This window comes from Rhizobium lentis (genome assembly GCF_017352135.1).
GTDB classification, from domain to species: Bacteria; Pseudomonadota; Alphaproteobacteria; order Rhizobiales; family Rhizobiaceae; genus Rhizobium; species Rhizobium lentis.
Genome location: NZ_CP071458.1, coordinates 182991 through 198396, shown reverse-complemented (window position 1 = coordinate 198396; position 15406 = coordinate 182991). Strand labels below are relative to the sequence as shown.

11 protein-coding genes and 2 pseudogenes are annotated in these 15406 nt (G+C 59.7%); 5 read left to right on the top strand and 8 right to left on the bottom strand.

Annotated elements, in window-relative coordinates; genetic code table 11:
• Positions 1-59 precede the first annotated feature (59 nt).
• The 5 genes and pseudogenes from J0663_RS30750 to J0663_RS30730 form a co-directional block, all read left to right on the top strand.
• Positions 60-956 carry a branched-chain amino acid ABC transporter permease gene (locus J0663_RS30750; RefSeq protein WP_207246266.1) on the top strand — a complete coding sequence of 299 codons (897 nt, stop codon included), beginning with the start codon at positions 60-62 and terminating at the stop codon, positions 954-956.
• A complete protein-coding gene (locus J0663_RS30745) occupies positions 956-1912 on the top strand; it encodes a branched-chain amino acid ABC transporter permease (RefSeq protein WP_246590480.1) in 957 nt (318 codons plus the stop codon). Before J0663_RS30750 ends, J0663_RS30745 begins: the two co-directional genes overlap by 1 nt.
• The gene (locus J0663_RS30740; protein ID WP_207246264.1) at positions 1909-2685 is read left to right on the top strand and encodes an ABC transporter ATP-binding protein; all 777 of its coding nucleotides are present in this window, start codon (positions 1909-1911) and stop codon (positions 2683-2685) included. The genes J0663_RS30745 and J0663_RS30740 overlap by 4 nt, the downstream gene beginning before the upstream one ends.
• Positions 2642-3322 (top strand): ABC transporter ATP-binding protein, encoded by a 681-nt coding sequence (locus tag J0663_RS30735; protein WP_246590479.1) that lies wholly within the window; start codon positions 2642-2644, stop codon positions 3320-3322. The genes J0663_RS30740 and J0663_RS30735 overlap by 44 nt, the downstream gene beginning before the upstream one ends.
• Positions 3323-3768: 446 nt before the next feature.
• Positions 3769-4428, top strand: a pseudogene (locus J0663_RS30730) (IS110 family transposase); the annotation flags it as partial.
• A gap of 185 nt (positions 4429-4613) precedes the next feature.
• On the opposite strand, the gene J0663_RS30725 reads toward J0663_RS30730, so the two are convergent.
• The 8 genes and pseudogenes from J0663_RS30725 to J0663_RS30690 form a co-directional block, all read right to left on the bottom strand.
• Positions 4614-6038, bottom strand: coding sequence for an ISNCY family transposase (locus J0663_RS30725; RefSeq protein WP_207246263.1), 1425 nt, complete (start codon positions 6036-6038; stop codon positions 4614-4616).
• A gap of 185 nt (positions 6039-6223) precedes the next feature.
• Positions 6224-7225: an IS30 family transposase gene (locus J0663_RS30720; protein WP_064648104.1), complete on the bottom strand. Its 1002-nt coding sequence runs from the start codon at positions 7223-7225 to the stop codon at positions 6224-6226.
• A gap of 398 nt (positions 7226-7623) precedes the next feature.
• Positions 7624-8247, bottom strand: coding sequence for a hypothetical protein (locus J0663_RS30715; RefSeq protein ID WP_186806596.1), 624 nt, complete (start codon positions 8245-8247; stop codon positions 7624-7626).
• Positions 8248-8978: 731 nt separating this feature from the next.
• Positions 8979-9593 carry an adenylate kinase gene (locus J0663_RS30710; protein WP_065283009.1) on the bottom strand — a complete coding sequence of 205 codons (615 nt, stop codon included), beginning with the start codon at positions 9591-9593 and terminating at the stop codon, positions 8979-8981.
• A 106-nt stretch (positions 9594-9699) separates the two neighbouring features.
• Positions 9700-11667 (bottom strand): acetate--CoA ligase, encoded by a 1968-nt coding sequence (gene acs, locus J0663_RS30705; protein ID WP_207246262.1) that lies wholly within the window; start codon positions 11665-11667, stop codon positions 9700-9702.
• A gap of 110 nt (positions 11668-11777) precedes the next feature.
• A complete protein-coding gene (locus J0663_RS30700; protein WP_207246261.1) occupies positions 11778-12194 on the bottom strand; it encodes a hypothetical protein in 417 nt (138 codons plus the stop codon).
• 65 nt (positions 12195-12259) lie between these two features.
• A pseudogene (locus J0663_RS30695) lies at positions 12260-13903 on the bottom strand (acyl CoA:acetate/3-ketoacid CoA transferase); the annotation flags it as partial.
• Between the two features lie 263 nt (positions 13904-14166).
• The gene (locus J0663_RS30690) at positions 14167-15342 is read right to left on the bottom strand and encodes an iron-containing alcohol dehydrogenase (protein WP_207246259.1); all 1176 of its coding nucleotides are present in this window, start codon (positions 15340-15342) and stop codon (positions 14167-14169) included.
• Between the last annotated feature and the right edge of the window lie 64 nt (positions 15343-15406).

Here is a 15406-nt window from a genome sequence, read left to right as displayed (position 1 = left end):
GTCGCGCGCCACTGTGCACCGAAAGATGAATCCCGCCCCTCGTTTCGAAATGGTGTGGCATGAACGCGTTTCTAGGCGCTATTATTGACGGCATTCTGTATTCCGCATGGCTCTTCATCATCGCAGTCGGCCTGACGCTGATCTACGGCGTTATGAAGATCCTCAACATGGCCCATGGCACGTTCTATGCCATCGGCGCCTACATGTCGGTGACTCTGCTGGGTTGGTGGTTCGCCCAGGGCCTGCCGCCCGCTGGAAGCATTCCGGTCATGATTGTCGCGGCGCTGATCGCCGGTACGGTTGTCGGCCTCGTCGTCGAACGGGGCGTCCTGCGCTTCTTCGCGGGGCGCGATCCCGTCGTGCTGCTGCTGGTAACCTACGCGCTCTTCCTCATTTTGGAAGACGTGGTGAAGCTCATCTGGGGTGTCGATCCATGGATAGCCTCCGACCCGGTGTGGGCTTTCGGCAACGTCTATCTCGGCCCCCTTGTCTACCCGACCTACAACCTCATTATCGTCGTCGTGGCGATCGTCAGTGGTGGTCTCCTCACGTGGTTTCTGCAATTCACTGCCAAGGGGAAGATGCTGCGCGCCGTCATTCATGATCCGGAAGTATCACAGGCGATGGGCATCAATGTCAGCCGCTGGAAAGTGTCGGCCTTTGTGGTCGGCTCGATCCTCGCCGCGCTCGGCGGCGCCTTCACAGCGCCGACCATCTCCGTGGCGCCAGGCATGGGCGTCGAAGTAGTCGTCATGATGTTCGCCGCGGTGGTGATCGGGGGGCTCGGATCGATTCCTGGCACTATCGTCGGTGCCCTGATCGTCGGCTTCGTCCGCTCGCTTGCGATCCACTACTGGCCCGAAGTCGAAGTGTTCAGCATCTATGCAGTGATGGCTATCGTTCTCGCCTTGCGTCCGCAGGGGCTGTTTTCCGGTGTGGAGTTGCGCAAGATATGATGAACAAAGCCCAAACCTTTGTGCCGGTCGCCGTCGGCGCGGCACTTTTCCTTATCGTCGCAGCCTGGGCGCTACCCACCTGGAACTTCGTCATCTCGATCGGCCTTGCCAAGGGGCTCGGTGTTCTTGGCCTTGTACTGATGATGCGCGGTGGGCTGGTCTCGTTCGGCCAGGGACTTTACTATGCTATCGGCGGCTATTCCGTCGGCCTGATGGTCAATCTCTGGAAAATCAACGAAGCGGTTCTCCTGCTCATCGCCCCGGTCGTCATCGCCGCGGCGACTGCAGCTGTCGCCGGTCTCCTTCTGTCGCGTTACCGCGACATCTTCTTCGCGATGCTGACGCTCGCCCTGTCGATGCTTCTCTACGGTCTTCTGGTGAAGTCGGTGGAACTTGGCGGCACGGACGGCTTCAACATCCGAGGCGTGACCTTGATCGGCCTGCCGCTGAGCGGTACTGCGCGTTTCAACGGCCTCGTTGTCCTCGTCCTGATCTGTTTCACAGCGCTGATAACCGTATGGTACTTCGGCAAGACGGCTCTCGGTCGCCTGCTGCCTGGCATCAAGGACAACGAGATCCGCGTCGAGTATCTCGGCGCGTCTGCAAACAAGACCATCTATCTTTTCTACATCCTTGCCGCAGTTTTGGCCGCCCTTGGTGGTGCCATGAGCGGCATCCTCGTCGCGCATGTGGATCCGGAAATGGCCTTCTGGGCAACCTCGGGCGAATTCGTGGTGATTGCGGTCCTTGCCGGTACCGGGAACATCTTCACGCCCTTCATCGCCGCGCTCGCACTCGAATTTGTCAGGACGTTCGCCTATCAGCATGCGCCCAACACTTGGCAGCTGGTACTTGGAGTCATAATCCTCTCGATGATCCTGTTTCTGCCGACAGGCCTTGGCGGCGTCCGTTTTGGTAAGCGCAAGGCAACCGTCGAGGCAGGAGAAAAAGCATGAAACCGATTATTGAAGCAAAGAGCCTCGTCAAGCGGTTCGGCGCGGTAACTGCCGCAAACGACGTGAATGTCGACATCATGTCTGGAACGATTTCGGGGCTGATCGGCACAAACGGCGCCGGCAAGACGACGTTTATCAATATGATTACGGGGTATCTGGGCCCGGACTCCGGTTCGATCCTGCTCGAGGGACAGGAAATCGTCGGGCTTTCACCTCGTCAGATCACTCGGCGCGGCGTTGCCCGGTCCTTTCAGATTCCGCAATTGTTCAACTCGCTGACAGCGATTGAGAACCTGATGTTTGCCTACAGCGCAACGGGTAGCGTTGGCGCCAAGGGCTTTTCGATTCTTTCCGATGACGAGCTCGCGACCCATGCTGACGAGACGCTCGCGGTGTTCGGACTTGGAGCGTTCCGCAACTCGATTGCCGGCACGATGCCTGAAGGCATCCGCAAGCTTCTCGACATTGCGATTGCCATGGTTGGCAAGCCGAAGGTTCTTTTCCTGGACGAGCCGACGAGCGGCGTCGCCAGCGAAGAAAAGTTCTCGGTCATGGACCGCATTATTGACGCGACCCGTGTCGCAGGCGTCAGCGTGCTCTTCGTCGAGCACGACATGGAGATCGTTCGCCGCTACTCCGACCGCGTGCTCGCTTTCTTCGAAGGCCGGGTGCTGATTGATGGACCTCCGGAAACGGTCCTCAGTGACCGACAAGTGCGCGAACTCATCATTGGTGAAGAACATCGCGTTCCCAAGGAGGACAACTATGCTTGAGGTGAAGTCAATCAACGTCTCGATCGGCGGGGTTCCTATTCTGCGTGACGTTTCCATGAAGGTCGAAGCCCGCTCGATGGTCGGAATCATCGGTCGCAATGGTGCCGGCAAGACCACGTTGATGCGTGCGATAATGGGGCTCTTGCCACTCCGGGCAGGTTCGATCCATTATGAGAAGAAGGACATCTCCCATGAGGCGCCGCATCTGCGCGTGCACCACCAGATGGGCTTCGCGCCGGAAGACCGGCGCCTTATTCCCGAACTGACTGTTGAGGAAAACCTGCTTATTCCGGCGTGGGCAGCTGGCGTCACAGATGCGCAGAAGCGGCTCGACGATGTCTATGCGCTCATTCCCGAGGCAGCGGACTTCCGCCATCGCCGCGCCCTGCAGCTTTCAGGCGGCCAGCAGAAACTCGTGGCCATCGGTCGTGCACGCATGACGGGCACCCAGCTGTTGATGCTGGACGAGCCCTTCGAAGGCGTCGCCCCGGCGCTTTCCAAGCGCATTTCCGAGGTCGTCGCATCCCTGCGGCCGCTTGGTCTTTCCATCCTTCTTTCCGGCGCCGATCTTCGGCACGCCGGTAAGGGTCTCGATGTGGTTTATCGCATGGACCGTGGCCAGATCACTTCTATTTGACCGACATTGGCAGCGCCTGTGCATCTCTGCTGCGCATGCGCCGCCGACGCCACCGTCATCCGGCCGGCGATCACTTTCGAAAGAATCTCGATCCGTTGCAGGTCGCGCTCGCTCATCGCTATCAGTCCCATCCGCAATCTCCACCGTCCTCAAACCCGGGGAGAGTGACATTCCAACTTTGCAGAAACAGGACACTTCAACTTTGAACCCACCCCCCTACAGCCAATGTCAAAGCTGATTAGATGCGCGACGCTGTCAGCCTAGTTAGAAACGCGACACTGGCACCGACAATCAGCCCCCGGTCCGACCGGCTGCCGGGTTGAGAGGGAGGAGCGGGGGCGGGTGAGACGCCCCCTTTCGGCTTTAGATCCCATGAGGAGTGAACAGCGGCCGACGCTCTGGCAGAGTGAGGCTGCATCAAAACACTCGCTCAGGAGGAGCAGTTTATGGAACCTACATCCATTCATCCAACCGCTGTCCGCACTGATCTTGGCGCAATTTTTGTGTCATTGGAACTGAGCCGATCGACCTGGTTGGTCACTTCGTTGTCGCCGGGCAGCGGCGAGAAGATGTCGAAGCATGTAGTGGACGGTGGCAATGTGGCCGAGCTGCTGGATCGGTTTGAGCAGCTACAACAGAAGGCGCGGTTGCGAACAGGGAAGTCATTTCCCATTGTGACGATCCAAGAGGCAGGATTGGACGGCTTCTGGATACATCGCGTGCTGGAGGCTAACGGCGTCGAGAGTTACGTTGTTGACGCAGCTTCGATCGCTACCTCCCGTCGACGTCGGCGACCGAAGACCGACAAGATCGATGGAGCGGCACTAACGCGCACACTGCTCGCGTTTAAGCGCGGCGAGCCACGTGTATGTGCGATGGTCAGAGCGCCAGATCCGGAGGACGAAGATCGGCGTCGGATTTGCCGGGAACGCAAAGTGTTGATTGCTGAACGGGTCAGGCATGTCAATCGAGTCAAGGGTCTACTCTTCGCGCAAGGCATCAGCGGCTATCAACCGCTCCGTAAGGATCGCCGTAAGCGGCTGGAGGAGCTCCAGACCGGAGACGGGCGCGAGATACCGAGACACCTCAAAGCTCAAGTCAATCGGCTACAGCCATGTCAAAGCTGATTAGAGATGCGCCTGCGCCAGCCAGTTAGAGATGCGACACTTAGGTCGTCCTGGCTCTGACGGTCAGCCGCCGATCCGACCGGCTGGGCCGGGTTGAGAGGGAGGAGCGGGGGCGGGTGAGGGAGACCCCTTCGGCTTTAGCTTTGAGACTATGTCCGCACCATTCATTCCGCTGCCTCCATGCGCGCCAGCGCCTTTTGCCTTTTGGCAATGACTTCCGGGTCGTTCATGAAATCCGTCCGCCGGCCGGGTTTGCGACCGCGCTTCTGATAACCATTGCCCTGGCTGCCATCGGGAATACCGAACATATGATCCGTCTGGCCGGTGCGGCGAGGACCGCTCTTGCTGCGCTGCTGTTCCCGCCCAGCCTGCAGCTCAGCGACGACGGAAAGCATGTCGTTGAGACGCTTGTTCTCGACAACCTCTGCCCGATGCACCGACCGTAATGTATCGAATGTTCTGTAGGGGAGGGTGAAGCTCTCGTGCATGATCTCGAGGCGGCCGTCCGGGTAGTCGCAGACAACGACCTTCTTTCCCGCCAGCCCTTTGGCCCGCTCCGTCGGATCGAGAATGAACAAGACCTTGTCGTAGCGCAGCGTCAGGGCCTGTGACAGCGTGCGGACTTCCTTCCGGCACATGGCGCCGTCAAGGTTCTCATGATCGGCCAGTGGCCGATGCATATCCTTCGGATTGCGTGGCGATTTGCCAAAACGGGAATTGAAATCCGCAATGAATTCTGATGCATAAGCGTTGGCCGCCTCGATCGTATCGATGCCACGAAGCCGCAATTCCTTGACCAGCCGGTCCTGCAGCGTCTGGTTGGCGCGTTCTACGCGGCCTTTTGCTTGCGGGGTATTGGCGCAGATGATGTCGATGTTCAGCTCATAAAGCGCACGGCCAAACTGCGTCAGGCCGCTCGTGCGGTCTTTCTCCGACGCATGGGTCGAACGAAAGACACCATGCTTGTCGCTGTAGAAGGCCAGAGGTTTGCCCCATTGCTGCAGATAAGCCTTTGTCGCATGCAGATAGTCGAACGTGTTCTCTGACCCAGCGAACCGCAGATGCAGCAACTTGCCGGTGGCGTCATCGATATAGACAAGCAGAGCGCATTTGGGGCGGCGACTCTCGAACCACCAGTGATGCGAACCATCGATCTGCACGAGTTCCCCGAAACAGTCGCGCCGGCCGCGCGGCTGGAAAACCCGCTTCTTACGCTCGCGTCGCGAGACCCAGATGCCGGCCTCGGTCATCCATTGACGCAGCGTCTCCTTGGCGACCGAAATATGATGCAGTTCGATCAGCTTCTCGCGCGCCAGCGTCGGACCGAAATCCAGATACCGTTCGCGGATCAGATCCAGCGCCGCATTGCGAAACTCCTCGCTGTGGCGCCGATTGCTTGGTCTCGATCGCTTCTTCGAAACCAGGCCGGCCGCACCGGAATGGTCATAGGCCTGCAGCAGCCTGTGCATCTGACTTCGGCTGAGCCCAAGCAGCTCGGCGGCCTGGACGACGCTCAGGCGCTGATCACGGATCTTCTGAATAACTTCGAGGCGATGCAATTCTTTCTGCGACATGGTGATCATGGACATGACGACTCCGACCGCTCATGGTCTCGACCAGGCTGAAGGTCGTCATCCTTGCTCCCAACGTTGGCATTGACCAGAACGTCGAGAGGCGAGACTGTCGCATCTCTAACTGGCCCAACTGTCGCATTACTAAATAGCCCTTGGAGAATCTACACCAAGTGCAACATGGGCGTTTGAAGGGTAGGGGATCAGCCGCATTCACGCAAATGCGCCATGAAGACCTCGGCCGGTGTTTTGTAGCCCAAGCACTTTCTTGGCAGCGAATTCAGGTGATGGGCGAGGTCGACAAGTTGCTTCTGAGCGACGTTGGACAGATCCGTATCGCCAGGCATGAAGCGTCGAATGCGCTTGTTGGTGTTCTCGACAGCGCCTTTCTGCCAAGGCGAATTGGGATCGCAGAACCAGCTCCTGGCGCCGATCCCATCTTCCAAAGCCCTGAAAGCGGAGAACTCCGTGCCGCGATCAAAGGTGAAGCTTCGGCGTGCAAAAGACGGCAATGGTGAGAAGGCATGGATGATCTTGTCCATGATCGGTCGCGAGTGACGGCTGCGGTTCTTGATCATCACCGTATAGCGGCTCTTGCGCTCGACGAGAGAGGTGACGTTGGTCTCTCCGAGTTCACGCCGGAAGATCAGGAGATCGCCCTCCCAATGCCCGAACTGTGATCGATCATCAATAAAATCAGGTCGTTGGGAGATTCTGTAGTCGAGCGGGATTAAGCCGTCGCGCGGTTTGCGTGCGCCGCGGCGCCGACGCCTGCGCCGTCGTTCCGGCAGGTGCTGATACAGCCCGAGCGGATAATCTTCCTTGCAATAGATGAAACGATAAATCGTTTCCGGGCAAATGCGCACAGGACTGACGCCATCGGCGAGAAGCCGGCCAGCGATCTGCTCAGGTGACCAATGCGCCTTCAGCCGGTCGATGACGAGATCGCGCAGATGCGGATGGCGTCTGAGTTTGCGCAGCCGTCGTCGGCGCTCCTTGCTCATGTCGTTGGCGATACCGCTGTAATAGCCGCTGTATTCCGGAAATTCGTGATCCTGGAACGTATTGCGTTTAAGCTCGCGATAGATCGTCGAACGATGACGACCGAGTTGGCGGGCAATCTCCGAGACGGAAACCTTGCGTTCTCTAAGATGAAAAAGACGCTTGCGATCAGGCAGGGTGAGCTGCGAATAGCAAAGGGACATGCATATATCTCCAAGGCGAAGCCATTGTTTTTATAAGCATGTCGCACTTGGAAATAGAATGTACCCCCTTACAAGCCAATGTGGCGTAATCTATCTTATGGAACACCTGAACGGTTTTGATCTTGTCGACTAATGCTCCCAACCGCCGCATACGAAATTGTGAACCACTTCGGTAAGCCGCGGTTTCGACGGCTGCTCTATCAAGGCTGCGTTGAGACATTCGCGCGGGCTTAGGAGCGCGGGACTAAATACTGGTCATTCTTTGTTCTTCATCATTGCCGCCTGAAGCTGATCATATCAACGAGGTCATTGCCCTGGCCCCAACTACGCTGGAACGGGACCAGCGATTTCCTTTCCGTAGTTAGTTCCTGCTATGGCGCGGCAACCTTTGCTGTAGTTTACATCACACTATAGCCGCCTTGCTCAAGTGTCGCATCGTACGCGACGGCATATTTCGCGATCTTACCCGCATGATCCGTTCCATTGATAACTTGGCGAGCGCCGATGAAGTTGGTTGTGCCAAGGTTAATGTAATCAGAGAGTTTCTTGCCGGTAAACCAGCCTTCCTTCAAGCCCATGACAAGCACCTTCGCCGCAATTTCCGGTATCAGTGCTTTTGCTGGAAAGGACACGAGATCGATGCCGAGCTTGATGCTGACCGTGCGGTAGTTGTTCTCGTGCGTCAGTTGGGAATATCCTCTTCCAAACCAGCCTTGACGCCAATATGGGGAGGAGACCCAAGGCAGTTTGCCCTTTGCCCATGCGCTGTCAAGAACGGCAATCGCCTGATTGTCAGATGTCGCGAAAGTCTCCCGCACCGGCATCATAAGGCCTCCAGTCTCATGAAATGCTGTAGCCAACACGTAGGCGCATTGGGGGCGTAGTAATGCGTGCAACTTGCATTCCGAAATTAGAAGTCTGGTGTCCCCGCGATCGAGGTTGCCGACGCCGCTTTTGGCGGCAAACGCCACGGCGACGCAAAGAGAAACAATCCGGCATGCTGCAACGAGTCTTCTGAGCATCGGCTCCGCTTCCCGTTCAGGTGTCGCATGAGTGCGCCCACCGATGCAGTCGGAGGCGTCTCGTCCGTGTTCTACGTCTGATGAGGGGCGGTACTCGCCATGGTAGTTAGACTATCTGCATCGCTTACTCCCGACATTGCTAAGGATGAAATCGAAAGACGGCCGCATAGGTGCACACCTCGAATTTAACCTCCTAAACAACAGGTTAGCTGTACATTGCGGACTGAGGAAAGCGGGCGGCTCTTGGCGGGTGCCGCTCTGTCAATTTACTCCTGAGGCGTTGTGGCCAAAGGGAAAGAGAACCAATTCGACACTCCACATAGAGAAAGAGAACGTTGGGAGCGATGAGCGCGCAGATCAACTCCCTGCCGGATCGCCTCATCCTGGACCATCCAAGCAACTTCCTGCTGGGTCGGCGTGCGCTTAGATGGCGCCGCGGGCGCGACAACGCCTCTCATGCCGTCGGCCGGGCAATCCCAGGTGCGCCGGAGCCCTGGCCTGGCGCTACGCTGTCCTTCGTGCCGCCCGAGGTGCCTTTCAGTTTCTGGGTATTGGACAGCTAGCCCGGGTACCAGTTCAATGTCGCCTGCTGGATTTTCTGGCGGTGTTATTCTGGCGGGTGTTATCAATAACAGACAACTTTGCTTGGCCCAGGCTTCTGACAAGAAATGCAGGGAGGCTAAAACGCCAGCCGTAGGTTTCTCAAGACGAATTGCGTCGCTCATCGAAAGTCACCCAAGAGAACCCAGGTCGGCCGTTCTCGGTTGGAGCCGCAATTCCGCAAAAAGGCTGGACGTAACCTCATCGACGGGCCTCAGCCCATTGACGGTGCGTAGGAGCCCGGCGGTGCGGTAGTAGTCCGCGAGCGGCTGCGTCTGCGTCCGGTAGGCCTCGAGCCTGACTTTCAGCGCTTCCGGATTGTCGTCTGCGCGCACCGGCAGGCCTGCGGCCTTGGCCTCGCGCGCCCGATAGATGATGCGGTCGAGCAGCACGGATTCCACAACCTTCAGTTCGAGCACCGCATCCAGACCGAGGTGTGCCTTTTCGAGCGCTTGGTCGAAGGCCCGCGCCTGTCCCAGCGTGCGGGGAAAGCCGTCGAGGATGAAGCCGGATGCAGCGCCCGGCTCGGCGATGCGTCCGAGGACGCAATTGACGACGATGTCGTCGCCAACCAATTCGCCCCGCGCTATGAGGTCGCGCGCAGCAAGGCCAACCGGCGAGCCCTTGGTGACCGCGGCGCGCAGCATATCTCCCGTCGACAGTTGTGGCACGCCCAGCCGCTCGGCGAGGCGCGCTGCCTGTGTTCCCTTGCCCGCCCCCGGCGGTCCAAGGATGATCAATCTCATCGTTCCCTCCCTCGTACGTCTGGCCACAAATTGTCCTTCCCTTGATCGTCCCGTCGGCTCCGGTGCGGTAACGCGCCGGAACCCACGTCTTCATCTTGTCGTGTCGTCAGGCAGCCTTCCGGTTCAGCCGGTTGTCTATCAGGTGATCGACCACGGTGGGGTTAGAGAGCGTCGAGGAGTCACCGAACTCGGTGCATTTGTCCTCCGCGATCTTGCGCAGGATGCGGCGGATGATTTTCCCCGAGGTTGTTTTCGGCAGGCCCAGCGCGAACTGGACCTTGTCGATCGTGAAGATCGGGCCTATCTCCTTGCGCACCCAGGAAACGAGTTCCTTGCGCAGCTCGTCAGCGGCAGCCTCGCCGTCGATAAGGGTTACGTAAGCGTAGATGCCCTGCCCCTTGATCTCGTGCGGATAGCCGACCACCGCGGCTTCCGAAACGCTAGCGTGGGCGACCAGGGCGGATTCGACTTCCGCCGTGCCGATGCGGTGGCCAGAGACGTTGATGACGTCGTCGACGCGACCCGTGATCGAGTAATAGCCGTCTGCATCCCGCCGGGCGCCGTCGCCGGTAAAATATTTGCCTGGATAGAGGGAGAAATATTCCTGCTCGAAGCGCTCGTGGTCGCGGTAAAGCGTGCGCATCTGGCCCGGCCAGCTGTCAGCGATAACCAGGTTTCCGTTTTCAACGCCATCGAGCACGTCGCCCGCCTCATCGACCAGCTCAGGCCTGACGCCGAAGAAAGGGGTGCCGACGGAGCCTGGCTTCAGCTTGGTGGCGCCGGGAAGCGGCGTAATCAGGATGCCGCCGGTCTCGGTCTGAAACCAGGTGTCGACGATCGGGCAGCGACCGCCGCCGACGACGCGGTGATACCATTCCCAGGTTTTCGGGTCGATCGGCTCGCCGACTGAACCGAGGAGGCGGAGCGAGGCGAGCGAATTCGATTTCACCGCGTCCTCGCCCGATCCCATCAAGGAGCGGATCGCGGTGGGGGCGGTATAGAACAGGCTGACCTTGTGCTTGTCGATGACGTCCCAGTAGCGCGACATGCTCGGATAGGTTGGGGTGCCCTCGAAGATGAGGGTCGTCGCACCGTTGGCGAGCGGCCCGTAGACAATGTAGCTGTGGCCGGTGATCCAGCCGAGTTCGGCAGTGCACCAGTGGATGTCGCCGACGTGATAGTCGAAGACATATTGATGCGTCATGGCGGCATAGACGAGATAGCCGCCGGTGGTGTGCACCACGCCCTTGGGCTTGCCGGTGGAACCCGACGTGTAGAGGAGGAACAACGGGTCCTCAGCGTTCATTTCCACGGGTGGGCATTCGTCGGGAACGGTCATGGCCAGCTCGTCGTAATAGTGGTCGCGGCCTTGCAGCATCTCGACCGGTGCGCCGGTCCGCTTGACAACGATGACGCTTGTCACCACCCCGGGAAGCTTATCCAGCGCCGCGTCGACATTGGCCTTCATCGGATTATTGCGCCCGCCGCGTGGGCCTTGGTCTGCGGTCACCACGACGGTGCTCGCGGCGTCGGCGATGCGGCTTCCCAGTTTGTCCGGCGAGAGGCCGGTGGAGACCGCCGAATGGACGGCGCCGATGCGCGCGCAGGCGAGCATGGCATAGGCCGCCTCAGGGATCGTCGGAAGGTAGAGGGTGACGTTGTCGCCCTTGCGGACGCCTTGCGACTGCAGGACGTTCGCCCATTTCATAACATGGGCGTGTAGTTCGCGATAGGTGATCCGGACGGCGTCATCTTTCGGGTCGTCCCGCACCCCGATGATGGCGATCTGATCGCCCCGCTCGGGCAGATGCCGGTCGACGCAATTATGGGAGACATTGGTGGTGCCGTCTTCGAACCATTTAATCGAAACCTTGCCCGGCTCGAACGAGGTGTTCTTGACGGTGCCGTAAGGCTTGAACCAGTGGATGCGCTTGCCATGCTCGCCCCAGAACCCCTTGGGGTCGGCGATCGAAGCCGCATACATCGCCGCGTAGCGCTCCGAGTCGATGTAAGCGCGCTCGGCCCATTCCTTCGGAACTGAATAGACGCCCGCCGCCTGCTTGTTTTCGTTCATTGTCGTTGTCCCTCCTAGGACGCTCTTCGCAGCTCCCCATCACGTCGACGGGTGGAGGATTGTCATGCACGAATTATGCTTTCCGTTCGGCAGGTCCGGCCTCACGTATCCTATCCGATTGTCGCGGCCTTGCGGAACTGCTCGAAAATCTCGGTCATCCGCTTGCGGGTGATGGCGAAAGCGTTCTCGCTGGCCTTGACCGCCATGCTGGTGATCTCGCGCGAGCCGTTCAGCGCCACCTCGTAAGCCTGTTTCGCCAGTTCGCCGCGCTCCTTGGGGGCAAGGGCCGCATCCTCAAACATCATCAGGAGCTGTGAGGAAGCCGTGCGGAACAATTCCAGCTGCTTTTCGACGACGCCGTAGGCGCCTTTGTTGGCAACCTGCGTGGCCTGCGCGACGGCCTCGATATTCCTGGCCTGCTCCCTAACAAGTGCTGCCGGATCGACGCCCGGCATGTTGAACTTGGCGAGCATCTCGTTGATCTGGTTGGTCAACGTTTGGATATCCGGGGTCTGCGATGTAGGCATGGTGGGCTTCTCCTCAAACGATGGGGTTACAAGGTTGCGGGCGTCTAGCCCATAGCTGGCGGCCTCGTGCTGCGCTCTGCATCGAATTCTAAGCGCTCTGAAAGCAGGCGTTCGAGCAGCAGCTGGTCGAGATTCATCGGACCGTCGGTGAAGATCTCCGCCGCCATCTCGCGCGGTTCGCGGATGATCGGCGAGAAGTTCATATGGGCGACGATGTCGCGCTCGATATCGATACCCGGCGCGACTTCGATCAGTTCCAGCCCGTCGGGGGTTAGCGAGAAGACGCAGCGCTCGGTGACGATGAGCACGGTCTGGTGGGTCTCGCGGGCATATTCGCCCGAGAAGGTGATCTGCTCGACCTTTTCGATAAACTTCGCCTGCCCTTCCTGCAGGATGACGAGCTTGCCGTCCCGGATCTCGGTGCGCAGGTCCTTGGTAAAGGTGCCGCAGAAGACGAGCCGGCGGGTGTTCTGCGAAATGTTGATGAAGCCGCCGGCCCCGGCGAGGACATCACCGAACCGACTGACATTGACATTGGCTTGCGCATCGACCTGCGCGAAGCCGAGAACGGCGATGTCCAGCCCGCCGCCATCGATGAGATCGAACATCTGGTTCTGGTCGATGATCGATTCGGAGTTTTTGGCCGCGCCGAAGTCCAGCCCGCTCTGTGGGGTGCCGCCGATGGTGCCGGATTCGGTAGTGAGCGTGATCTTGTCGATGATCCCCTCTTCCGTCGCGACCGCCGCAACCCCTTCCGGCACGCCGATGCCGAGATTGACGACATCGCCCATCCGCAGTTCTAAGGCGCCGCGCCGCGCGATGATCTTGCGTTCGTTCAGTTCCATGGAGGCGGCGCTGTCCGGTGGCGCACGGAGTTCGCCGGAGAAGGCGCCGTTGTATGGGGTCGCATAGGTCTGCATGTGATGTTCCGGCTCGGCGACGACGACCCAGTCGACCAGGTGGCCGGGGATTTTAATGTCGCGAGGGTTCAGCGAGCCGGCGGCGGCGATCCGCTCGACCTGCGCGATGACAATACCCCCGCTGTTCTTGGCGGCGGTGGCGATGTTCAGGTTGTCGAGCGTCAGCGCCTCCTTCTCCATCGTGACATTGCCGGATGGATCGGCCGTCGTGCCGCGCAGGATGGCGACGTGGATGGGGAAGGTCTTGTAGAAGAGCCACTCCTTGCCGTTGATTTCCGTGAGCTTGACGAGGTTTTCTATCGTTTTGGAATTGATCTTGCCGCCGTCGATGCGCGGGTCGATGAAGGTCCGAAGTCCGACTTTCGAGATCAGCCCGGGCTTTCCCCCGGCGATCTCGCGGAAGAGATGGGAAATGATCCCGAGCGGCAGATTGTAGGCCTCGCACTTGCCGCTAACCGCCAGTTGCGCCAGCTTCGGCACCAGCTTGAAATGCCCGCCGATGAGGCGTTTCACGAGCCCGTCATGCGCCAGTCGGTTGAGGCCCTTGTCTTTGCCGTTGCCCGGGGCGGCGGCAAAGACGAGAGTGAGATTGCTCGGCTCGCCCGTTTCCAGGAAACGCTTCTCAAGGGCGCAGATCACCGCCTCCGGCGTGCCGATGCCGACGAAGCCGGAAAAAGCAACTGTATCGCCCGGACAGATGGTCGCGACGGCTTCGGCGGCGGAGACAATCTTGGTGGATTTGTCAATTCGACCCTTTCCATAGGATGCGATCTGATGCGGTGCTACCATGCTTGGCGTTCCTTCATGTGTTCGAAGCAATGGGGTTAACCCGCAATGTGGATGCGGCGGCCGTTCCGCTGCCTCCCAATAGCTCTCAAGATTCGTGCCAGGCCGGCGGATTGAGCTGACGAACAATTATTTGCTGCTATTTCAGCTACGTGGGCGGAGATACGGGATTAGGCGAAGAGGAATGGGTGTCGCGAAGCCGACAAAGGTCACGACGATGTCGTAAGTTGAATGTGGAGATTCCAGTTGGTCGTCCGAGCTTGGGGTCATGGCCGGCTCACTCCCGCAAGCGCTTTGGCATAGATCTCCCGAACCTGGTCGTAGTCGAGCTCGCGCGGATTGTTGACCAGTAGGCGCTCCTCGTGCTTCATCGCACCCTCCGCCAGCTTGGAAAGATCGCCTTCGCCGATTCCAACCGCCGAAAGCGAGCCGGGCACCCCGCAGTCTCGGCAGATCGCCTCGATCTCGGCGATGAAGGCCGCAGCGTCCACCGCATCGGACTGCTGGCGATAGCCGGGCTGGATAACGTTGGAGAGCTCGGCATAGAGCGCTTCGGCTGCCGGGCGGTTGAATTCCAACACGTAGGGCAGGACCAGCGCAACGGAGTGGCCGTGCCCGACATCGAAGGTCTCGCCGATCGGATAGGCGAGCGCATGCACCGCGGCAACCGGCGAGTTGGCAAACGCCATGCCGGCCAGCATGGAGCCGAACAGCATGTCCGAGCGCGCTTCGAGGTCCGAGCCGTCCGTGTACACTTTCCTGAGATTGGCCGACAGCAGCGCCAGCGCCTTCAGCGCGAACTGGTCGGAGATCGGGTTCTTCTTGATCTTACCGGTATAGGCCTCGATCGCGTGCGCCATGGCGTCAATGCCCGTCTGGGCGGTGAGGTGCGGCGGCAGGCCGAGCGTCAGTTGGGGATCGAGGATCGCCCAGTCCGGGAGGAGGCGCGGCGAGATCACCGCCTTCTTCTCGTTGTTCGGCGTCTTAACGATGGAGGTCAACGTCACTTCCGATCCGGTGCCCGCCGTGGTCGGCACCAGCAGCAGCGGCAGGCGGTCGCCGGTGGCACGGCCAACGCCATAGATAACATCAAGCTTGTCTGGGGTTTTGGCGAGATAGGCGACGAGCTTTGCCGTATCCAGTACGCTGCCGCCGCCGATCGCCGCGACAGCGTCGACGCCGCACTCGCGGCAGATTTCTGCCGCCGCTTCGATGACATGCGACGGTGCGTCGACGACCACGCCGTCGAACACGGTGAGCGCGATGCCGGCTTCGGCAATCGCCGCTTCCGCATTGCGCGTCAGCCCGGCCGCCCGCACCTTCTCGTCGGTGACGAGCAGCACATGGGCGGCCTTGTAGCCCTTGAGGAGCTCGCCGATCTTGCTGGACGCGCCTGCCCCGAAAAAGATGTTTGACGGGGTCTGGAAAGTAAAGGCTTTCATGTGTTTGGTCCCTTTGTTTGGCTCTCTCGGGAGGCAGGGCGGCCTGCCGCCTGCCCGCCCCCTC